At 55.6% G+C, this 20,595-nt stretch carries 16 protein-coding genes; 8 read left to right on the plus strand and 8 right to left on the minus strand.

What is annotated here, in order from left to right; translation table 11 throughout:
- Positions 1-66 precede the first annotated feature (66 nt).
- The 3 genes from IEW09_RS00240 to IEW09_RS00250 all read left to right on the plus strand — a co-directional run bounded on the left by IEW09_RS00240 (position 67) and on the right by IEW09_RS00250 (position 3,906).
- Positions 67-1,713, plus strand: a complete 1,647-nt coding sequence (locus IEW09_RS00240; protein WP_229738966.1) for an L-lactate permease — start codon at positions 67-69, stop codon at positions 1,711-1,713.
- Between the two features lie 147 nt (positions 1,714-1,860).
- Entirely contained in the window at positions 1,861-2,826 is a 966-nt protein-coding gene (locus IEW09_RS00245) for a tetratricopeptide repeat protein (RefSeq protein WP_188552182.1), read from the plus strand.
- A 108-nt stretch (positions 2,827-2,934) separates the two neighbouring features.
- Positions 2,935-3,906: a 2-hydroxyacid dehydrogenase gene (locus IEW09_RS00250; protein WP_188552183.1), complete on the plus strand. Its 972-nt coding sequence runs from the start codon at positions 2,935-2,937 to the stop codon at positions 3,904-3,906.
- 24 nt (positions 3,907-3,930) lie between these two features.
- Here IEW09_RS00250 and IEW09_RS00255 read toward each other — a convergent pair whose 3' ends face one another.
- Together IEW09_RS00255 and IEW09_RS00260 are read right to left on the minus strand one after the other, a co-directional pair.
- The gene (locus IEW09_RS00255) at positions 3,931-4,266 is read right to left on the minus strand and encodes a hypothetical protein (RefSeq protein WP_188552184.1); all 336 of its coding nucleotides are present in this window, start codon (positions 4,264-4,266) and stop codon (positions 3,931-3,933) included.
- 99 nt (positions 4,267-4,365) lie between these two features.
- Positions 4,366-5,814 (minus strand): sodium:solute symporter family protein, encoded by a 1,449-nt coding sequence (locus IEW09_RS00260; protein WP_188552185.1) that lies wholly within the window; start codon positions 5,812-5,814, stop codon positions 4,366-4,368.
- A 79-nt stretch (positions 5,815-5,893) separates the two neighbouring features.
- Here IEW09_RS00260 and IEW09_RS00265 point away from each other — a divergent pair, with 79 nt between their 5' ends.
- The gene (locus tag IEW09_RS00265) at positions 5,894-7,180 is read left to right on the plus strand and encodes an alpha/beta hydrolase family protein (protein ID WP_188552186.1); all 1,287 of its coding nucleotides are present in this window, start codon (positions 5,894-5,896) and stop codon (positions 7,178-7,180) included.
- 322 nt (positions 7,181-7,502) lie between these two features.
- Positions 7,503-8,423, plus strand: coding sequence for an MBL fold metallo-hydrolase (locus IEW09_RS00270; RefSeq protein WP_229738967.1), 921 nt, complete (start codon positions 7,503-7,505; stop codon positions 8,421-8,423).
- A 17-nt stretch (positions 8,424-8,440) separates the two neighbouring features.
- On the opposite strand, the gene IEW09_RS00275 is transcribed toward IEW09_RS00270, so the two are convergent.
- From IEW09_RS00275 to IEW09_RS00290, 4 genes are all read right to left on the minus strand, one after another.
- Entirely contained in the window at positions 8,441-9,820 is a 1,380-nt protein-coding gene (locus IEW09_RS00275) for an NAD(P)/FAD-dependent oxidoreductase (RefSeq protein WP_188552188.1), read from the minus strand.
- 99 nt (positions 9,821-9,919) lie between these two features.
- Entirely contained in the window at positions 9,920-12,838 is a 2,919-nt protein-coding gene (locus IEW09_RS00280) for an IPT/TIG domain-containing protein (protein WP_188552189.1), read from the minus strand.
- Positions 12,828-13,568, minus strand: coding sequence for a hypothetical protein (locus IEW09_RS00285; protein WP_188552190.1), 741 nt, complete (start codon positions 13,566-13,568; stop codon positions 12,828-12,830). The genes IEW09_RS00280 and IEW09_RS00285 overlap by 11 nt, the downstream gene beginning before the upstream one ends.
- Before the next feature lie 391 nt (positions 13,569-13,959).
- Positions 13,960-14,160, minus strand: coding sequence for an allantoinase (locus IEW09_RS00290; protein ID WP_188552191.1), 201 nt, complete (start codon positions 14,158-14,160; stop codon positions 13,960-13,962).
- A gap of 73 nt (positions 14,161-14,233) precedes the next feature.
- On the opposite strand from IEW09_RS00290, the gene trxB reads away from it, so the two are divergent.
- Genes trxB through IEW09_RS00305 form a run of 3 tightly spaced genes read left to right on the plus strand, consistent with a single transcriptional unit; the run spans position 14,234 to position 16,200 of the window.
- Positions 14,234-15,187 (plus strand): thioredoxin-disulfide reductase, encoded by a 954-nt coding sequence (gene trxB / locus IEW09_RS00295; RefSeq protein WP_188552192.1) that lies wholly within the window; start codon positions 14,234-14,236, stop codon positions 15,185-15,187.
- Positions 15,188-15,196: 9 nt separating this feature from the next.
- The gene (locus IEW09_RS00300) at positions 15,197-15,889 is read left to right on the plus strand and encodes a YggS family pyridoxal phosphate-dependent enzyme (protein ID WP_188552193.1); all 693 of its coding nucleotides are present in this window, start codon (positions 15,197-15,199) and stop codon (positions 15,887-15,889) included.
- Complete coding sequence (locus IEW09_RS00305) at positions 15,886-16,200, plus strand: DUF167 domain-containing protein (RefSeq protein WP_188552194.1); 315 nt, start codon at positions 15,886-15,888, stop codon at positions 16,198-16,200. The genes IEW09_RS00300 and IEW09_RS00305 overlap by 4 nt, the downstream gene beginning before the upstream one ends.
- 18 nt (positions 16,201-16,218) lie before the next feature.
- Here the strand turns inward: IEW09_RS00305 and IEW09_RS00310 are convergent, their stop codons facing one another.
- Together IEW09_RS00310 and IEW09_RS00315 are read right to left on the minus strand one after the other, a co-directional pair.
- Entirely contained in the window at positions 16,219-17,499 is a 1,281-nt protein-coding gene (locus tag IEW09_RS00310; RefSeq protein ID WP_188552195.1) for a glycoside hydrolase family 28 protein, read from the minus strand.
- 100 nt (positions 17,500-17,599) lie between these two features.
- Positions 17,600-20,509, minus strand: coding sequence for an FAD-binding and (Fe-S)-binding domain-containing protein (locus IEW09_RS00315; protein WP_188552196.1), 2,910 nt, complete (start codon positions 20,507-20,509; stop codon positions 17,600-17,602).
- Between the last annotated feature and the right edge of the window lie 86 nt (positions 20,510-20,595).

Consider the following 20,595-nt stretch of genomic DNA (forward strand, 5'->3'; position numbering starts at 1 on the left):
ATTCCGCGTATTGGGATGGTAGTTATCGTAATTTGGAATCAAACTTATTCCCTGTTCGGCCAGGGATTGGCCTTCTCCGCGATGATTGCTGCGGCTCCTATCTTCACGCTTCTTATCTTATTGGGGATTTTGAAGAAGGCCGCGTGGATTGCCGGGCTCGCGGGACTCGCCGTTACGCTCATTGTTGCGATCGCGGGATATCACATGCCTCCACTCGTAGCGACAAGCGCTGCGATATACGGTGCAGCCTTCGGGTTGTTTCCAATCTCATGGATCATCTTTTGGGCAATCGCCCTATTTCGCGTAACCGTCGAGACGGGACAGTTTGAGGTCATCAGGGGTTCGGTTGGCAAGCTCACTCCCGACCCTCGCTTGCAGGCGTTGCTGATTGCGTTTGCCTTTGGGGCCTTCCTCGAAGGTGGCGCGGGCTTTGGAACTCCCGTCGCCATTGCCGCCACCATGCTTGTAGGGTTGGGATTTTCCGCATTCAGCGCATCCGCCATCTGCCTGCTCGCTAATACAGCGCCTGTGGCTTTCGGCTCTATTGGAATTCCTGTGATTACGTTGGCAGGCACAACAGGCCTCTCACTTGAAAAATTAAGTGGAGCCGTCGGTCGAATATGCGCTCCAATCTCTCTCATCATCCCTGCATATATCATCATGGCGACCGGAGGCTTTGTCTCCCTGTCGGGTATCTGGCTACCGGCCTTGATGTGTGGGGCGGTCTTTGCAGGCGTTCAATTTCTCGTGTCTAACTACGTTGGGCCGCAACTTACGGATATCCTGGCGGCACTTTCCTCATTGGCTGCGCTTATCATCTATCTGCGTCTCTGGCACCCGAAAGAGCAGGAGCCGGGTCTTTCGATCCGCAATTGTTTAGATCGACCTGCGACGCTCAGTGTCGATAAAGCCTGTGGGCCGGAAGAAGCAAGTGAACTAATCGATCTCTCGTCCCGCAATAGCCTGGGCAAGGTCTTATATGCGTGGATGCCATACGCCTTTCTTGTAATGTGCGTTCTTCTTTGGGGAGTGGCGCCAATTCAGGCGAAGCTAAATCTCATAAGCTTCTCCTTTCCGTGGCCATTTCTGAATGACGTTGTACAGCGAATGCCACCCATCGCATCAACACCCACTCCCTATCACGCAATGTTCAACATGAATTTGCTCTCCGCAGCCGGAACAGCGTGCATGGTTGCGACGTTCTTAGCAGCAATTTGTCTCAGAGTAAGCCCGTTGCGTTTTTTACGCCTGCTAATATCAGTTACCCATCAACTCCTGCTCCCCATTTTGACAATCTCAGCGGTTCTCGCCATCGGGTTCCTTATGAACTACTGCGGAGCGACGGCGACGCTGGGACTTAGCTTCGCCGCTTCCGGCGTGATGTTCCCATTCTTCAGTCCTCTGCTGGGCTGGCTGGGTGTCTTCCTTACCGGTTCGGACACTGCCGCCAATGCGCTGTTCGGGAACCTGCAGGTTGTTACGGCGGGACGGCTCGGACTTGATCCTGTGCTGATGGCCGCTGCCAACTCCGTTGGCGGAGTGATGGGCAAGATGATCAGCCTGCAGACAATCGCCATCGCCGCTGCAGCCACAGGATTATCAGTTCCCGATCAGTCGAGGCTCTTTCGGTTCACCTTGAAGCACAGCATCTTTCTGGCAAGCCTGGCCGGCTGTTTGGCACTCGTCTATACCTACGTCATTCATATCCGGTAAAGCGCAACTGCGTCTGCTGCTATGACACTCAAGTGCATTACCTAATATTTGGCCTGTGTTATTAGCGTGCACTATGATGTTTCATACGCCGGTTGAAACCGTATAACCGCTCCGATGGTTCGGTGTAGAAGGATGTCTTTTCTCTGCATGAAATTCAATCTTTCCTTTGCATCCATCCTCTTGCTGTTTGCATTCAAGGCGCTTAGTGCTCAGCAGCCGCTTGCACAATCGGCAGACGACCCGTTGACGCAGGCGAGGGCATTCCTGCAGGCCGGCGATCTTGCAAAGGCAAACACGACCCTGACAAGTTATCTGACAGAGCATATCAATTCAGCCGAAGCTCATTTTCTGCTTGGATATACCTTATTTCTCCAACAGAAGCCCGCACAGTCTCTGGAACAATACACTACCGGAGCACGCAGCCAGCGGCCTTCGCCCACTGATCTCAAGATTGTTTCTTTCGACTACGTCTTGCTGGGCGACTACACAGATGCGGACAAGTGGTTAAGCATGGTGGTAGCTGAGACCCCGCAGGACGGGCATGCCTGGTACTTGCTGGGGCGCGCGAAATACAACGAAAACCGCTTTGCAGATGCCATCGACTCCTTTACACATGCATTGCGTCTCAATCCGCACGATGTAAAAAGCGAGAATAACCTGGGATTATCCTATGAAGGGCTGAATCGCATCGAAGATGCACGCAAGGCTTACACAATGGCGATCCAATGGCAACAAGATGCTCCCGCCAAGAGCGGACAGCCATATCTTAATCTGGGCGTTTTGCTAACCGAGCAAGGCCATCCGGAACAGGCGCTCCCGTACCTCCAAGAGGCAGTAACACTCGAACCTGCAAATCCCAAAGCACACGAGCAGCTAGGTCGCGCATACCAAACCTTGAATATGCTTCCGCAAGCCGAGAAAGAGTTGCAAGAGGCAGTCAAGCTTGCACCAAATGTTTCTGCTCTCCATTTCAGGCTTGGACAGATCTACCAGCATCTTGGATCCAAACAAGAGGCGCAGAACGAGTTCGCTATCTGCGCAAAGCTAAACAGCACACACTCCTCCATCGACACACCGAACCCGGCTCAACCGGATCACGTGCCTGCACAATAACTGGCTCAATCAAGGCTCTATCCCAGCCCGCCTCTTATAGTATGAAGAGAGCCGCCGGTTCGATTCCGATCGAGTCCGCCAGATCTTCCATAGGATGTCTAAACGATTATGGTGCGTGTTGGCGTTGATGAAAGTCTCTCCGATGAGTTGCTCATCGGCTTTCCGCACGACGTAGAAATCGTGCGAATCCCCCGTAATTTAACCGACACGATTGAGATTGACTTCTGGATTCTTCCGTTTCAGCGCCGCGACGCAGCAGAGGCTTTCTCTCATTTACGAGGGGTGAAGGTTGTGCAATCGATGATGGCGGGTGTCGATTGGATCACGCCGTGGCTGCCCAAAGATGTAACTCTCTGTGATGGCCGTGGTATCCATGACATCTCCGCCTCTGAATGGGTCTTAGCCGCAATCCTATCCTCGCTCAAACGATTTCCTCTCTATCGCGATATGCAGTTGCGGGAACAGTGGAAGGGACAGGCATCTGTCTCGGATGGATTTCTCAATGAGCGTGGAGCACAGGTTGGGCAATATCGCGTCTTAGGTGACGATCTCTCCGGCAAAACTATCTTGATCGTCGGTTATGGCTCAATCGGGGCTGCCATTGAGAGGCGACTTGTTCCTTTCGGAGTTAACATTCTGCGTATAGCGCGAAGTTCCCGTCAAAATCCGGAGGTTCAGGATGTCTCCAACCTACGCAGGCTGCTCCCCGAAGCTGATGTCGTGGTCGTTATTGTGCCATTGACCCCTGATACACGTAGGCTGATTGGAGCAACGGAGCTGAGTCTGATGAAGCGGGGAGCTTTGCTGGTGAATGCGGCCCGCGGGCCGGTAGTGGTTACCGATGCCATGGTAGAGGCGCTCAACTCGCATCAGATCTGTGCGGCTCTCGATGTGACCGATCCCGAACCGCTCCCAGTGGGACATCCATTGTGGCTCGCACCAAATTGCCTCATCACACCACACGTTGGCGGATCAACCCCGGAGTTTATCCACCGCGCTTTCCAGTTCGGGGCAGAACAGGTTCGGCGATTCGTCGCCGGACAACCGCTCGAAAATGTCGTTACCGATGCAGGCTATTAACAATAGCCTCGGAGCACGGCATATCTACATCCTGCGATAGACGCTGGGTTCCCTGGGACCTTTTGCCAGATTGTGGTCGTCCCCATCCTCGTCTTCGTCCTCTTCGTCTTCCTCATCTTCGTATTCATCTTCATCGTCCTCTTCGTCGTCGTATTCCTCTTCCTCTTCATCCTCATCATCTTCTTCGTCGTCGAAGTCTTCGTCCTCAAGCTCGTCCTCTTCACTCTCGATGTCATCCAGATTTTCGCTGCTGGCGTACCGGGTTGGATTACTGGGAGAGTTGTCAAAGGTAGTAGTCGCGTCCTGCCCTACCTTGAAAAAGTCGTCATCAGAGCTGTTACGTTTTCTGGAGATGGCCATGGGATCCCTCCTTGGGTGATGTAGGGTGTTGGATGCATCAGAGGCCAGAAGGTTAGTGTGAAAATCTGATTGCACTCTGTCTATTTAATTTTTCCCGGTTTATGACTCGGAAAATGGCTGAAGCTGGGCCGAACCAGGTGGCGGAGTGAGAAGGCTCACGGCGACCAAGGCAACAAGCGACGCAAAGAGGGCAGGAAAGATAGCGTCTCTTTGCGCGAGGATCGCCGGGACGTGGCCGTGCACGAAGCTGGTATCCCAGGAGATCGTAACCACGGTACCTACAGCGATGCTTGCCACCGCAGCACTCGCAGTAGCTCTCTTCCAGAAAAAAGCGGCCAGAATAACAGGCGTCAGCGCCGCCGAGTAGATCGTATACGCGTAGAGGGACTTCTTCAGCACCGATTGAACGTGCAGCGACTGATAGAGAGCCCATAACCCCAGAAGCACAACCATTAAACGGCTGACAGCCAGCGTCCGCTTATTTGAGGACTCTGGCGCAATATAGCGCAGAAAAATATCGTTAATAAGGTTGGTCGCAGGAGAAAAAAGCCAATTATTGGCCGTGGAGATAATCTTGGCGAAGATAGCTCCGACCAGCAACGCCCCAAGAATCTCAAGCAACCTCGATCCATCGAAGCCGTGGAGTCCGCAGTAGGCCAGAATCTCCCGGGGACGATCATGTACCTCTCCGGAGCGAAAGAGCACAGAGCCGACAACAGCAATCGCCACAATCACCGTCTCTAAGATGACAGTGCCAATGATCCAGCCGACCACGGCACGAGTTGCGGCTTTTTCCGACTTCGCCGAGAAAAATTTCTGATACATGGACTGATTGCCGAGCAACAACAGGCATGTCGGCAAAAAGAGTTCCATAGCCTGCGCAAAGCTCAGGTCACCGAACACCTGAAAGTGTGTTGCAGGCAGAGCGGCATGAATCACACTCCAGCCGCCTGCGCGATGCGCAAGTACCGGCAAGGCAACCACCAATGTTGCCGTAGCAAGCAGGCCGATAGCCACGTCCATATAGGCTACCGAGGCCATACCCGCAATCGCGGTAAAAACGATAACAAAGCCAGCCAGCATGTATTGGCCAAGAACAGGAGTAATAAAAGTGGGGAAGACGAGATGCAGGATATCGCCGCCACCAACAAACTGATAGCTGGTAACCGCTGTGTAGGTAAAAAGAATGGCAATAACGCCAAGTACACGGGCGGTCTGGCTATAGCGCGCCTCAAGTAGATCGGGAATCGTAAACTGAGCGAACTTCCGTGCTCGCGGTGCAATGAAATAGATAAGCAGAAGGCCTGCCCAGCCTCCGCCAGCCTGCCACAGTGCTGCAAAGCCATGCCGATAGGCGTTCTCGGCTCCGCCCAGCAAAGAGCCTGATCCGATCCAACTGCACAAAAGCGTAAAAATAAGAACAAACGCTGGAAGTGATCGACCGGCGACAAGATAGTCGGCCTTAGTCTTGACATTACGAAGGCTCACCAGTGAGACGGCAAGCAGCGTGAGAACGATAATGGCCAGAACGGCAGCGTAAAGATTCATAGTCGTTGTGCGATTCTATCGCGCCTACAATTTATAGAAGAGATTTAGAACGAGTTTATAAAAGAGATCGGGGAAACGAGTGAGGTATTTGAAACTGGCTCTGGTGGGGATCGTTCTCGGGGCAACCGTTTGCGGTCAAGCAGCAACGCCGCTGACCGCGAGACAGAGAGCCGTGAGAGACGAGGGATGGCGGCAAACGATTCGCAAACAGCTCTACATCCCAGCAACGCTTCCCAAACTTGAGGCAAAGACCTGGTCCAGCTTTTCTCCCATGCCGGGAGTCATCGCAGAGCGCGTGACCTATCAAACATTGGACGGGATGGTGGTGCCTGCAATTGTCTACCGCCCCGAAAAATGGAAGGGCAAGCTGCCCGGTATTGTCGTCGTGAATGGACACGGCGGTGACAAATTCAGTTGGTATGCGTTCTACAGCGGAATGCTCTTCGCTCGCGCTGGTGCGATGGTAGTTACGTACGATCCGATCGGCGAGGGGGAGCGGAATATCGACAAGAAATCGCAGGCAGGCTCGCACGACAAATGGGTCGATCCTCCAGCAGGGTTGCCGCGGACCGATTGGGGACAACGGTTGGCCGGCCTGATGCAGGTGGATGTCATGCAAGCCGTCGCTTATCTGGCGCAAAGGCCCGAGGTCGACAAGAGACGGATCGCCACCGTGGGCTATTCAATGGGATCGTTTATCACAGGAATCACCGGCGCAATCGATCCTCAAATCCACGCTGTACTACTTAGCGGAGGTGGCGATTACGACGGAGTTGAGCCGGGATACTTCGACGCCAATAAGCTTCCCTGTCAGGGGCCGCCTTACCAATCGCTGCGCATTCTGGGAGATCGTGGCGCGATACTCTACGCGCTCAATGCCGACCGAGGCCCAATGTATGTGATGAATGGCCTGGCGGATACCGTAATGGACATCCCACATCACGGGCCGGATTGGTTCGCCGATACCCGCGCTCGCGCGATCGCCCTTCGAGGAACAGAAAAGGGTATGTTTACGACCGTCTTTTATCCGGGCATCAGCCACCGCACCTCGTGGGTAGATCGCGATGGCGTCGAATGGCTCGAAAAGCAGATTCACTTTACAAACTGGACCGCAAAGGAGATTGCGGATGAGCCGGTTACCCATATCAGCACATGGGCAAAGGCAAATGATGTCTATATCTCGAAGAACTATATGCGCGAGGACAGAGAGGGCGGCCTGGACGCACTGGGAACAGGATTTCCTGGAATCAAACGTGCCGATTTAATGGTGCTTCCCGATGCGACATGGAATGAGATGAAGGATCGGCTTACCTACGAGTCCTGGGCTAAAAAGGCGATGGCCGCAGAACAACAGGCTGTGCGTTAAGACGACGCGCCGAGTCCGCTTGTCGTACTCGGCGCCGCGACCGCAATCCTGTGCTCGGCAAGCAGGCGCTTCTCCGTAGCCGCAGCCTCAATTTGGCTATTAATCTCCACTTCGATTAGAAGCGAAATCCCGGTAACGTAACTGAAATAGCAGAGTCCTCCCGATTGGTGTGCTCGTCTTATAAAGTAGATGCCGCTTAATGTAGCCTCGGTAGCCGATGCAGGATCGGATTACCCTAGAGAGCTTAGGCAAAGCCATAACAGGCATATGCATCTAGATAAGGTGGCAGATGTTTGGTCAGTGGAGAGGACAGCCCTTTGTGGTGACGAAACTGAAGCAACTCTGGCGGTTGGTGCAGGAGAGCCACGCGCAGCCGATAGCCGGCGAGACACGGTTGGCTGAGATCGTCGGCCCCAATGAGCTTGGAATCACCTTCATCGGCCATTCATCATTTCTGCTGCAACTGGGCGGCCGCGCGGTGTTGATCGATCCAGTCTTCGCCAAACATTTGATCGTGTTGCGAAGACAACGACGACCGGGGTTACGAATCAACGAGATGCCTGCCATTGACCTCGTGCTGTTAACCCACGCTCACATGGACCACCTCAATATAGCGTCTCTGCGCCGCGTGGTTCGCAGTACACAAATGCTGGGAAAGAAAGCCCCTGACGTGATCGTTCCCTGGGGGGTAAAAGATCTGGTAGCGGGCTTGGGCTTCTCGCACGTACACGAAATGAAGTGGTGGGAAAAGCTCGAAGTGCGCGGTCTAAACGTAACGCTGACTCCCTGCAAACATTGGGGGGCGCGCATGTTCAGTGATACGCACCGTGGATACGGTGGCTATGTCATCGAAGCCGGCGGCAACTCCATCTACCACTCCGGTGACACCGCCTATTTTTCTGGTTTCTCCGAGATTGGAGCACGACTACACCCGCAGGTAGCACTGTTACCTATCGGCGCTTACTTTCCCGACAGCTACCGTACCGTCCATACCAGTCCCGAAGAGGCTGTGCGCGCCTTTGTAGAAACCGGTGCGGAGTGGATGGTTCCGATGCACTTCGGCACATTCAATCTTGGTCGTGAACCAATGGATGAACCACCGCAACGCCTGATGGCTGAAGCCGCACGGCTGGGAATCAGCAGCAAGATAAAGGTGCTCGAAGAAGGCGAAACCATGCGCCTCTTCGAACAGGCCACAAAGCAAAGAGCGCCAGTCTTCAACCCTCACCAGCAGAGCATCTGAGTCCTCAGTCCCCCAAATTACGTCTTCGGCGATCCCAGATCCAGAGGCGCCGTATCAGGGTGAAGCTGTTGTGTCTCCACGGCATTCCATCCCGGCAGTTCCTGCGAGCCGGTAATCAGGCGAGCGCTGTCTTTGAAGGTGACGTACGTCCAGGCCCATTGGCGAAATACTGAGAGGCGATTTCGAAAGCCGATGAGAAAGAAAATATGGACGACAAGCCACGTCATCCAGGCAGGAAAACCGCTCCAATGCCCCTTGAACGGCCATTGAATATTGGCCACGGCAGCCTTGCGTCCAATGGTAGCCATATCGCCTTTGTCGAAGTAGTGAAACGGCTCGTTCTTCCCTGTGCCATCGCTTCCTAGATCCGCCGCGACCAGCCGCGCAATTCGTTTCGCAGCATACTTGCCCATCTGCATAGCGGGTTGCGCGACACCAGGAACCTGCTTGCCATCCTGTTCAATGTGGGCGAGATCGCCACAGATAAATATCTCGGGATGTCCGGGCGGGTTGAGATGCTGATCGACCAGCACACATCCTTTTCTATCCGTCTCAAAGCCCAGCAACTTCCCTAGCGGCGAAGCCTGCACTCCCGCTGCCCAAAGCGTGACCACGGCGTTGATGCGCTCTTCACCAACCATGACATAACCGGGCTGCACATCAGAGACATGAGCGTTGACACGAATTTTTACGCCAATCGCGTTGAGCTGTTCTCGCGCCTTCGCCTGCAGGTCGTCCGGATACATCCCCAGAATATTCGGTGACCCTTCAAGGATGAGCACCTGCGCTTGCGAAGGATCGATATGACGAAAGTTATTCGACATATATAGCTTCGCGATATCGCTGATCGCTCCCGCCAACTCTACGCCGGTAGGTCCGCCGCCAATAATCACAAAATTCAGCGAAGGATGGCTGCCAGTCTCCTGCATCTGCCGTTCTGCAAGCTCAAACGCAAGCAGCACGCGACGTCGAATCTCCGTCGCGTCCTCTACCGTCTTGAGCCCCGGCGCCAGCTTCGCCCATTCGTCATGGCCGAAGTAGGAGTGTGTAGAACCTGTGGCAACGATCAGATAGTCATACTCGAGCTGTGCGCCCGTCTTCAATTCAACTCTTTGCTGATCGAGATGAAAGGCAACAGCCTCATCCATCAACACTTCGACATTCGGATACTTGCTTAAAATGGACCGAATCGGTTGGGCAATATCTGCAGGCGAAAGCACCGCAAGCGCTACCTGGTATAGCAAGGGCTGAAACGTATGGTGGTTTCTTCTATCGACCAGCGAAATATCGAGCGGCAGTTTGGCCAGGTCCAGCGCTGCATTCAGCCCTGCAAATCCTCCGCCGATAATGACCACTCGCTTGCGCTCGACACCACCTCCGGAAGTTCCATCAACCATCGTTGCGGCTCCTCTTCTTATCTATACAATTTGATGCCGAAGGTAGCGATCATGCTCCACATCCCGGCAAATTGATTGTGTCACAACGACTCGCATACATCAGGGATGTTTCTCGAGCGATAGCGAAATGAACCCTTGTGTTCCCGTTGCGGCAACAAGATTTGTAACCTCCGCAATTCCGGCAACCTGCAACGGCGTAATCGTTACAAAGCCATTCGTATCCGAGGTAGACGATGACACCTCTGCGCTCTCGCCAGGTGGTATCGGGCAGCGTCCTTGTCCAGGGCAAGGCCCCTGCCATGCATCCACGGTCTGGTGAATCTCAACCGAAGCTCCAGCTATTGCATGGCCGGCCGTGTCTGTTACTCGCAGCAAAACCGGCGCTAAAGCTCCTTCTGCACCAACCGACTGCCCCGCTCCGCTGATCGCTTCAATCCTCCATTCACCAGGGTCCACGCCTTGTGCCGTAATAGCCGCGCATACCGCCGTCCACGCACAGGCAGATGACACCGCTTGCTCATTCGCCGCCAGCGGACCAACCTCTTCCTGAGTCTCCGCTACTCCCAAACCATTTATCTGCGACTGTGCTGGAGAAAAGACCGCCGCTCCTGAAACAGGCTGCCAAGTTACAACCACGCCCGTAGTGGAGGCCGAGTTATCGCTGGCCGCTACCTGCGGTGTCCAGAGAACGGTTGCACCGGCTGCGACGTACAACATGGACTGAGCGGCAGTTAAAGTCCTTATCCGAGTGGCAATACTAAATGAAGCTGCCTGTGTCCCTATCGTGCTCGCTGCCGATACAGTGACATCGCCTGCTGCCAACGCGGTTACGCTTGTCGACGCTAATCCCGACGCATCTGTCATTACGCTGCAAGCAGCGCCGCCGCACGCTCCGAACTGAACACTTCCATCTCCGCTGGCTGTAAAGCTGACAAGCTGACCTGCGACGGGAGTCGTCCCATCGGCAGCCAGCGCCTTTACCGTAAATGGAACAACAAAGGTGTCCCCGGCGAACACCGTCCCCGAAGGCGCAGCTACAAGGTTGAGTGAGGGCAGAGGCGCAGCATAGCTCAGCGCGCTCCCCATCACAGTCGTGCCTCCGGTCGAAGGATCAGTGACGGCAACATCCGCTGTAATTGCCGCATTATGCCCCAAAGTCCGCAGCGAGGGAACCGTAGCCACAATCGAAGTGGCCGTCCAGCTTGTTACCGTAGCGGCCACGCCATTGACGGTCACCATGTTCCCCGCACGAAATCCTGTTCCTGAGATCGTGACGGTTCCACCCCCGGCACTGACGCTCGCCGGACTGATACTGCCTGCGTACAACAATCGCGCCTGATAGCCAAAATCGGGGCGACCATCACCACGCTGGTCCGCAATCGCAACTCGGAACTGACTTGGCTGCGCACTCTGCACCGTCAACGAAGTCGTCCCATAGGCTGCGCTATTAAATGCCGTGGAAGCCGACGCTACGCTTGGCAGCGTTTTAAGTGCATCCGTCGCATTCCAAACACCGATGACCGGCATGGCCTTTGCCATCGTGGCGAATCCATTCTCATCCTGCGCCGTCACCTCAATCGTGAAGCTGCGATTGCCTGCTATCGACAGCGTGGACCACGCCGTATGCCCATAGGCACAGAGCGTACCCGTCCACCAGCCTTGCGACACAATCGCGGCCGGCGATGCCTCAGTTCCGTCGGCTGCGGTATTACAACTACTGGCAGCGCTCGCCGGGGAGAGATTCATCCGCGCCACCTGATAACTTCTCATGATGTCTGTGCCCAGCTCCGCGTTCGCCCCGGAAGGTTCAACCTGATTGGCGATGTAGGGACCCACCGCGTATTGACCGGTATAAAGCGGGTTGATCGGCTCTATGTCGAGAATGTCGTTGTCCCAGCTACCATCCAGCATTGGGATACGTGCCATCTCGTAATACCCCTCAAACCCTAGATTTAAACTTCCGCTGCTTCCGGTAGCGCCGGATGGAGTTACCGCAACCGGATTACCGCCTGCCCCTTTAAAGAAAACTCCCGAGACCGCCGACACCGTCTGCCATGTCTCTGGAAGAGCCACAAACTGATGCCAGCGTCTCAGCACCACATTGACCCCTTGCATTCCCTGCCCCGTCGGAAAATAGACATTGCCGACGATCTCGTGGGCCAGATACAGAGAGTCCGTCTTGCCCAAAGGAGCCTGGTTCTGGGCAATCGGATACAGCATCGCAAGCGCTGAAAGATCATCCGCCCGCAAGCTAAACGGCTGCGGCAGACATTGATACGTATATGGTCCGCAGATGATGTCGATGGGGTGCATGATCGGCCAATTCATCGCCTGCATGGCAGTCGGTTGCGGGCTTCCTGTAAAGACGTTGTCGTTCACCTGCGACCAGCCCAGCCCAAGAATGCGCCCAAAGGCACGCATCAGTTGGTACTGGATCTGCAACTGCTGTTCCGGGGCCGGTCCCGTACAGCGGCCATTCAGAATCAGCAGAGCATGTTGGATATAACCAGCCGGAACGATGGAGTCGACACTCTCGGTTACCGCGTTCTGACGGCATCCTGAAGGATCGCTTGCGCCGCTACCCAGGAGCATGTCCGTCACCGATCCGTCGCTATCGTAGATCACAGCAATCTGCTTGGCCTGATAATTACCGCTCTGCACATCCGTCGGAAAGACCAGTCCATTCGAACCCAAATAGACATTGGCCTCGCTGACATGCTCGTCAAGCGAGCCGCCATAGCCCAGCACCAGACTTGCGGTAGGCACATTCCAAACGTTTGCAGCGGCAGCTACGATTGCATTCGCTGCGGCATTGTCGACATAAGGGCTCAGGTCGCCCGGATCGGTGAAATAAAGCAGTTGGTTTGTATACCACGTCACCGGAAAACCGGATGTGCTGAAATATGGCGGCCCCGTCACCCACCGCGGCCCTCCGGCAAAGACCGTTGCGATTGAAACCAGCCACCATAGGACAACCGCAGATATCCTTCGCAGCCATCGCGTAACTTCAACGGCCATCATCCGTTGCCTTTTTCCACGAGGTCAGCAGCTTGACCACCGTATCGACCGTCGCCTGCTGCACCGGAGCCGATGTACGGCTAGAACCGTCTTCCGCAGAGACAACTGGGTTCACAATCGGATTGTTCAAGGAGGCCGTCTGTTGTCCCAATGTCAAAGGAGCAAGGGGCAGCGGTGCCTGCAACACATACGACGCCGAATGCATCACCTTCGCACCAAGCCAGCGAAGGTCAGCCATGGGAACAGGTGCATTCGACTCAGCCGTCACCAGCGGCGAAGCATCGGCAACTCCTCGAATGGGGATCGCCCCATCCAAACCACCCACAGGCGAGCTCATCCCGCTGGCTCCCGCCGCATGCAGCAACATCAGCAGCCGCTGACCTACCTGGTAGCGCTGCCCATTGCCCGACCACAACCCACCCCACTCCCGCAAAACATATGTGCCGCCATTGCAGCCGCGAATGGCCTGCGCCACTTGAAAATCAACCTCGACAAACCCTGCACCCTCGCCGCCGCCATCATGGGGACGTATCGCCACCACCTGCCCCACGAAGATGACGTCCGCTCTATCCGACATCTCATGCAGAACATCTTCCACGTTCTGTGCCGTTGTCGCAGTCCCGGAGCCCTTGGAGGGAATTGTCTGTGAGGGAGCAGCGGTCGCCACCACCAACAGCATCACCGCTGACAAGCCGCGCAACCGCCGAAATATCCACAGAGTCCCGAACATCTCGCCACACCGTCCTCTGCTCTTTTTCGGCAGAAGACTGGTAACGTGACGGTCTTGCCCTATTTCGAGACAAGCCTCCCCTGCGGCACTCTCCTTGCCCCTGTACAACCCGTTGCCGTTGCCTTTTCAGCAAAAATACCTGTCAAGCCCAGAAGCCGTCAGAAAACAGTTAGCCAGCACAAAATAAACAACTTATCCTCCAAAATAAATCCCCGAAAACTGCAAAATAGTTCCTTCCCATTCGATAAACTTAAAACAGAAAGAAACACACAAAGGCCCAGCCAAAGCAGGCTGGACCTAAGTCTTTTAGAAAGAAGACTTTGCAAAATAAACCCTGTAGAATGAAGACTTTGCAAAATAAGTATACCGGGGGGGTAGACCCTGGAAGTACCTAGATCTCAGGATAGAAATCAAAGAAGGCGTCAATGCTCATGCGAAGCTGCGCTTCGATCTGTTCCCGGCTTCCTTCCAGAATATGCATGGTCACATGCGCTTCGTTGCCATTGTTCAGCGTAACCGGTGCGTCGCCCACTGCCGCGATCTCATCCGCGGGCAGCAGCCTCATTCCGTAGACCAACGTAAGATTTGCCATAGCCTCAATTGTGTCACTAAATGCGCCCTTGAATCCTTTTCCTGAACCGCGCATTTACACTAAGAGAGTTCATATGCCAGAAAACAATACTCGCGACACCGTCATCCTCGGGTCCGGCTGCTCCGGACTGACCGCCGCCATCTACGCCGCCCGTGCCAATTTCAAGCCTCTCGTCCTCGAAGGCCACGAGCCCGGCGGCCAGTTGTCCATCACCACGCTGGTCGAAAACTTTCCCGGCTGGCCCGACGGCATTCAAGGTCCAGAGCTGATCGAGAACATGAAGAAGCAGGCAGTCCGCTTCGGTGCCGAGCTGCGCATGGCCCATCTCGCGTCGGTCGATCTCAGCAAGCATCCCTTCGAGCTGAACCTCGGCAACGAGATCATTCACACCCGGACGCTCATCATCGCCTCAGGCGCAAGCGCCCGCTGGCTGAACCTGCCGTCGGAACAAGCCCTGATCGGCCACGGCGTCAGCTCCTGCGCCACCTGCGACGGCTTCTTCTTCTCCGGCAAGGAGATCGCCGTCATCGGCGGCGGCGACTCGGCCATGGAAGAGGCGCTTTTTCTCACCCGCTTCGCCTCAAAGGTCACACTGATCAATCGCAGCGAGAACTTCCGCGCCTCGAAGATCATGCTCGAGCGCGCCATCGCTCATCCGAGCATCAAGTTCCTCTCCAGCACCACGGTCGAAGAAGTGCTCGGTGTTGAAGAGAAAGACGTAAAAGGTCTTCGTCTGAAGAACCGCATCTCCGGCGAAGAGTCCATCCTTCCCGTCTCGGCGATGTTCCTCGGCATCGGTCACACGCCAAACGCATCGGCGTTCAAGGGCATGCTGGATCTCGACGAAGACGGCTACATCCTGACGCAAAACAACGTCTTTCCGACGTTGAACGGCAAGATCATCCCCGGCATCTTTGCCTGCGGTGACATTCAGGACCGCCGCTACCGCCAAGCCATTACCGCAGCCGGATCAGGCTGCATGGCCGCGCTCGAGGTAGAGAAGTATCTGGAAGAGCACGGCAGATAAGACAGAATCATGTCCATCGCCGATAATCTCGCCCGCCTGCACGAACAGATTGCACAGGCCTGCCGCCAGAGCAATCGTTCGGAGAGCGAAGTAGCGCTGATGGCCGTCAGCAAGGTTCATCCAGTCGAAGTCATTCTGGAGGCCTATGCGGCGGGTCAGCGCTTGTTCGGCGAAAACCGCGTGCAGGAGTTTCAGGAGAAGTCGCAGCACCTCGGCGGCCTGACCGATGCTAACTTTCACCTGATCGGCCCGCTGCAATCCAACAAGACCAACAAAGCAGCCGAGCTGTTCGACGCGATCGACGCGGTGGATTCATTGAAGATCGCACAGCGCCTGAACGCAGCCGCAACCGCACTCGGCAAAAAGCTCCCCGTGCTGGTTGAAGTAAAGCTGAGCTACGAGGAATCGAAACACGGCCTGGCTCCGGAAGAGTTACCGGAGCTTCTGGCTGCGATAGACCACCTCGAATCAGTCGAAGCTGTCGGCTTGATGACTGTTCCGCCATGGTCGCTCGACGCCGAAACGGCGCGGCCTTACTTCAAAGAACTGCGGCGGCTTCGAGATGAGTCACAAAAGACACATCCAGCACTGACGCAGCTCTCCATGGGCATGTCGAACGATTTTGTCGTAGGGATTGAGGAAGGCAGCACCTGTGTCCGCGTCGGCACGGCGCTCTTCGGCAAGCGGGAGTATCCGGCATGATCGAAGACACATGTACCTTCGCTCAGAATGTCCCTGACGGTTGCACGCTGGCAGTCCGCGTACACCCAGGAGCAAAGAAAAATGACGTTACCGGCCTCCATGCCGGTGCCGTGAAGATCTCGCTGACAACGCCACCGGTGGATGGACGCGCCAACGAGGCGCTTATTGAGTTCATTGCCGACCTGCTGCGGATTCCTCGGTCGCGCATTGCCCTTCTTTCCGGCACGACAAGCCGTATGAAGGTGCTTCGCATTACAGGAAAAAGCGCTGCCGAGGTTCAGGCCGCGCTTTTTCCGATTGAGCTTTGCTAATTATTAGAGCTTTGCTAATTATTTGAAGGTCGCCTTTGCTGTAGGAGCGACAGTAATTCCCTCCCCTTCGGCTGCCGTCACTTTGACATTCTTTCCAGTGACATCTGCATAGGCAATCGCCATCCCCTTTTTAGCCTGGATGTCGACATTCTTCATCACAAGATTTTTTACAGGAGCCTCAGGCAAGCCGATGATGACGCCTGCCCATGCACTGTTGACCGACTTCACATTTTCGATGGTGATGTTGTGGAAGTGCGGCGTCAGTCGCTGAACAGGTTCTGCCGCAACCTCTCCCTGAGGCAGCGCCTTCGGATAGTACTCGCTGATGAGGATCGAAGTCTTCACGTTCTCCATCGTGATGTCCTTGAAGGAGATGTTGCTGACATCGTTGCCACGGTCGCGGTTTGCCTTGATGCGAATACCCTGATCGGTGCCGTTGAAGTGGATGCGCTCGGCCTTGATGTTCTGCGCGCCACCAGCGATCTCGCTGCCGATGGAGAGGCCATGACCGTGCATGAAGTCGCAATCGGTGATGGTGATGTTTTTGCTCGGCGCATCAGGACCGGGCGAATTAATCATGCCGCTCTTGATGGCTACGTTGTCGTCGCCTACGTCAGCATAGACGTGATCGATGACAACGTTGCTGGAACTGAAAGGATCGATAGCATCGGTATTCGGCGAGTGCTGAGGAGCGAGAATGCGAACGTTACGGATGACCACGTCGTCGGTATAGTACGGAACAATCTGCCAGTAAGGCGAGTTCTGAACAGTCACACCCTCGATGCGGACGTGCTTGCAGTGGTCGAAGACAACACCTCTTGGTCGCGAGTTTTCACTGCCAAGGACGCCGGCGTTCTTCTGGGTTCGCGCCAATGCCCACCAGCTTGCACCATTGCCATCGATGACTCCGCCACCGGTGATGGTGATGTTCTGAGCATTCGTTGCGCTGACGAGAGACTGATAACCGGGACCACGAAACTCAATTTTGCTCGGATAGTCAGCATGATCTGGAGAACCCAGCAACGTCGTCCCTTTGGCAATGTCGAAAGTGATATTGCTCTTAAGGACGATAGGCGCTGAGAGGAATGTGCCACCGGAAAGCTTCACGGTACCGCCACCGGCCTTCGCGCAGTCGTCAATCGCGTTCTGAATGGCCTGAGTGTCTTTCGTTGTGCCATCCGCCTTGGCACCGTAGGCGCGAGCATCACAGACCTTGCCTGCTGCCATTGCTGGGACGACTGTCCCAACCATTAAACCTGCCACTGCCACTGCAATCCATCGAATATCGGTTATTTTCATGCGTTCTCCAATGCGCACACTGCGCTCTTGGGAATCTTACCTGCAATTGGTCATACCACGCTAAGGTCAGTGCATTTTTAGCAATTTTCAAGGTAATTAGCTACCGTTGGCGATTTTGCGCTAGAACCTCGGCCAGATGCATGGGTTTCGCAGAGGTGTTTTGCGTGATCTGCTCCTGGCAGCTAAAGCCATCGCTGATGATGATGGCTTCTTTATTGCTACGAACAGCGGGAAGGAGAACCCGCTCGCCAAGGGTTTGCGAGACTTCGTACTTGTCGGCCTCGAAGCCGAAGGGACCAGCCATGCCGCAGCAGCCGGAGTCGAGGAGTTGGACATCAGCTCCGGTAGCACGCAGGATCTGCATCTCGTCCCTCATGCTCTGAGTGGCGTGGTGGTGGCAATGACCGTGGACGATGATCTTCTGATCGATCTGCGGAGGGTGGTAGTCAGGCGCATGCTTTACGAGGAACTCGCCGAGCAGAAGCGTCTGATCGCGGAGTTTGGCAGCACGAGGATCATTAGGGAGCAGGTTGGTCAGTTCATCGCGGAAGACAGAGGCGCAGCTCGGTTCGAGCACGACGATGGGAGTTCCAGCGGCTAATTGCGGCGCGAGAGTATCGAGTATTTTGAGGAGATACTCTTTGGCCGTATCCAACATGCCGAAGTCGTAGAGCGGGCGACCGCAGCAGAGATGTTGATTCGGCAAGCCTACGCGGAAGCCTGCATCGGTCAGGACGGCATGAGCCGCTCGCATCGTCGAGGGATGGAAGTAGTTATTGAAGGTGTCAGCCCAGAGAAAGACGTCTTTCCCGGTTGGGGTATGGGCTTTTTTTCGTTCGCTTGTGAAGGATTTGGCGAAGCGTGGCATCGTTCGCTTGCCGTGGATGTGGAGGGTCGATTTGATCATGTTGCGGATCAGCGGCGCGTTATTGAAGGCGTTGACGAAGCCCGGAGCGATGGAGGCGAGACGTGCCCAACGGTCGATCCGCCCGAAGGCATAGTGAAAGAGCGGACGCGAGGCATGCTCATAGTGATGGGAGAGGAACTCGGCCTTGTACGTGGCCATGTCCACGCTGGTAGGGCACTCGCTCTTGCAGGCCTTGCAGGAAAGACAAAGGTCAAGCGATTCCCTTACCTGGTCATTCTTCCATTCGCCGGGGAGGACTTCTTTCTGCATCAGCTCCCATAGGAGATGAGCGCGGCCTCGAGTGGAATAGAGCTCTTCGCCAGTAGCCATGAAGCTGGGACACATGGTTCCGGCGTCCTGTTTGCGGCAGGCGCCAACGCCGACGCAGCGCAGCGTCGCTGCGGCAAAGGAGCCATCGTTTTCGGCGTAGGCGAAATGCGTCTTGGGCTGCCAGGGCTTGTAATCGGCGCCGAGGCGAAGGTCTTCGTGTGGCTGGTGCGGATCGATGAGATTGCTGGGGTTAAGCCGGTTATCGGGGTCCCAGATCTGCTTGAACTCACGAAAGGCCTGCAAGAGTTCCGGGCCGTACATCTTGGGGAGAAGCGCGGCGCGAGCCTGACCGTCGCCGTGTTCGCCGGAAAGCGAGCCGCCATGGGCGACGACGAGATCGGCAGCGCGGTCGATAAATTCTCGAAAGGCTAGGACGCCCGCTTCGCTTTCGAAGTCGAAGTTGAAGCGCATGTGGACACAGCCCTGACCGAAGTGGCCATACATGGGGCTGGTGTAGTTGAACTCGCGCATCAGCGCGTCGATGGCACGGAGATAAGAGCCCTCCTGCGCGGGATCGACGGCAGCATCTTCCCAGCCCTCCCAGCGCATGGGCTGATTGGGGACGACTGCGGTAGCACCGAGGCCGGACTCGCGAATGACCCAGACGCGGTGGGCCTCGTGTGCGTTGTAGATGCGGTAGGAGGGCTTGGCAGGAAGATCTTTTAATGACGCTGCAAAGGCTTCGGCCTGCTGGTCGGCTTCGGGTTGGCTGTCTGCACCGAACTCGACAAGAAGGAAACCTCGGCCTTCGGGGAGCAGCGAGAGGTCATCTTCGAGCTTGTGCTTTTTGCGGAGAGCATCAAGAAGGTGGCCGTCCATTCCTTCGAGGCCGATTGGCTTGTGGGTGAGAAGCTGAGGAACATGATCGGCGGCGATGAAGATATCTTCGAAGCCCACTCCGACGAGGGTGCGGTACTGCGGACTCTTCACGAGACGCAGCGTTGCTCCGAGAATGATGGCGCAGGTGCCTTCGCTGCCGACCAGTGCGCGGGCTACGTTGAAGCCGTTCTCGGGGAGAAGCTCGTCGAGGTTGAAGCCGGAGACGCGGCGGGGGATGCGCGGAAATTCTTTCCTAACAAGCGCGGCGTAAGAGTCCCGGAGACGCTTGAGCTCGGCGTAGATGCCGCCGATGCGGCCTCCGGAGGCGATGTGATGCTCGAGCTGGGCTTCAGTAGTCGCGCCTACGGTGAGCCGTGTTCCATCGTAGAGGAGAAGATCGAGCGATTCGATGTTGTCGACAGTCTTACCGCCCATCAGCGCATGGACACCGCAGGAGTTATTGCCGATCATGCCGCCGAGGGTACAACGGCTGTGCGTGGCAGGATCAGGAGCAAAGGTAAGTTCGAACTTCTCTGCCGCTTCGCGAACACGGTCGAGGACGATGCCAGGCTGGACATGAACCGTGCGAGCGACAGGATCAACTGCGCCCATCTTATTCATGTACTTGGAGAAGTCGAGGACGACGGCGGCGTTGCAGCACTGGCCAGCGAGCGAAGTGCCACCACCGCGAGAGAGGATAGGAGCATTGAAGCTGCGGCAGATGGTTACCGTATTGACAACGTCGAGCTCGTCGTGAGGGATGACGAGGCCGATCGGAATGTGACGATAGTTGGAGGAATCAGTGGAGTAAGCGGCTTTGGAAGCTGCGTCGAAGCGAACCTCGCCACGAATCTTGGCGCGAAGCTGTTTTTCAAGCTCGGAGGCACCGGGAAATTGATCGTGAGCACGTACGTGCGAACTAGGAAGAAGGACAAAGGGTGACAGTGTTGACATGAACGCGCTGTTCTCCAAATAGTACGGCTATTTTATGACGAGCGAACGCCTGATGATCTGGCGTTCTCAGGTCATTCCGAAAACTT

The organism is Edaphobacter dinghuensis (assembly GCF_014640335.1).
Classification (GTDB): domain Bacteria; phylum Acidobacteriota; class Terriglobia; order Terriglobales; family Acidobacteriaceae; genus Edaphobacter; species Edaphobacter dinghuensis.

Excerpts from the sequence above, each read along its gene's own strand:
- IEW09_RS00245 (WP_188552182.1), top strand. The coding sequence starts at position 1,861 with ATGAAATTCAATCTTTCCTTTGCATCCATCCTCTTGCTGTTTGCATTC.
- IEW09_RS00250 (WP_188552183.1), top strand. The coding sequence starts at position 2,935 with ATGGTGCGTGTTGGCGTTGATGAAAGTCTCTCCGATGAGTTGCTCATC.
- IEW09_RS00255 (WP_188552184.1), bottom strand. The coding sequence starts at position 4,266 with ATGGCCATCTCCAGAAAACGTAACAGCTCTGATGACGACTTTTTCAAG.
- IEW09_RS00260 (WP_188552185.1), bottom strand. The coding sequence starts at position 5,814 with ATGAATCTTTACGCTGCCGTTCTGGCCATTATCGTTCTCACGCTGCTT.
- IEW09_RS00275 (WP_188552188.1), bottom strand. The coding sequence starts at position 9,820 with ATGGTTGATGGAACTTCCGGAGGTGGTGTCGAGCGCAAGCGAGTGGTC.
- IEW09_RS00280 (WP_188552189.1), bottom strand. The coding sequence starts at position 12,838 with ATGGCCGTTGAAGTTACGCGATGGCTGCGAAGGATATCTGCGGTTGTC.
- IEW09_RS00285 (WP_188552190.1), bottom strand. The coding sequence starts at position 13,568 with ATGTTCGGGACTCTGTGGATATTTCGGCGGTTGCGCGGCTTGTCAGCG.
- IEW09_RS00290 (WP_188552191.1), bottom strand. The coding sequence starts at position 14,160 with ATGGCAAATCTTACGTTGGTCTACGGAATGAGGCTGCTGCCCGCGGAT.
- trxB (WP_188552192.1), top strand. The coding sequence starts at position 14,234 with ATGCCAGAAAACAATACTCGCGACACCGTCATCCTCGGGTCCGGCTGC.
- IEW09_RS00300 (WP_188552193.1), top strand. The coding sequence starts at position 15,197 with ATGTCCATCGCCGATAATCTCGCCCGCCTGCACGAACAGATTGCACAG.
- IEW09_RS00305 (WP_188552194.1), top strand. The coding sequence starts at position 15,886 with ATGATCGAAGACACATGTACCTTCGCTCAGAATGTCCCTGACGGTTGC.
- IEW09_RS00310 (WP_188552195.1), bottom strand. The coding sequence starts at position 17,499 with ATGAAAATAACCGATATTCGATGGATTGCAGTGGCAGTGGCAGGTTTA.
- IEW09_RS00315 (WP_188552196.1), bottom strand. The coding sequence starts at position 20,509 with ATGTCAACACTGTCACCCTTTGTCCTTCTTCCTAGTTCGCACGTACGT.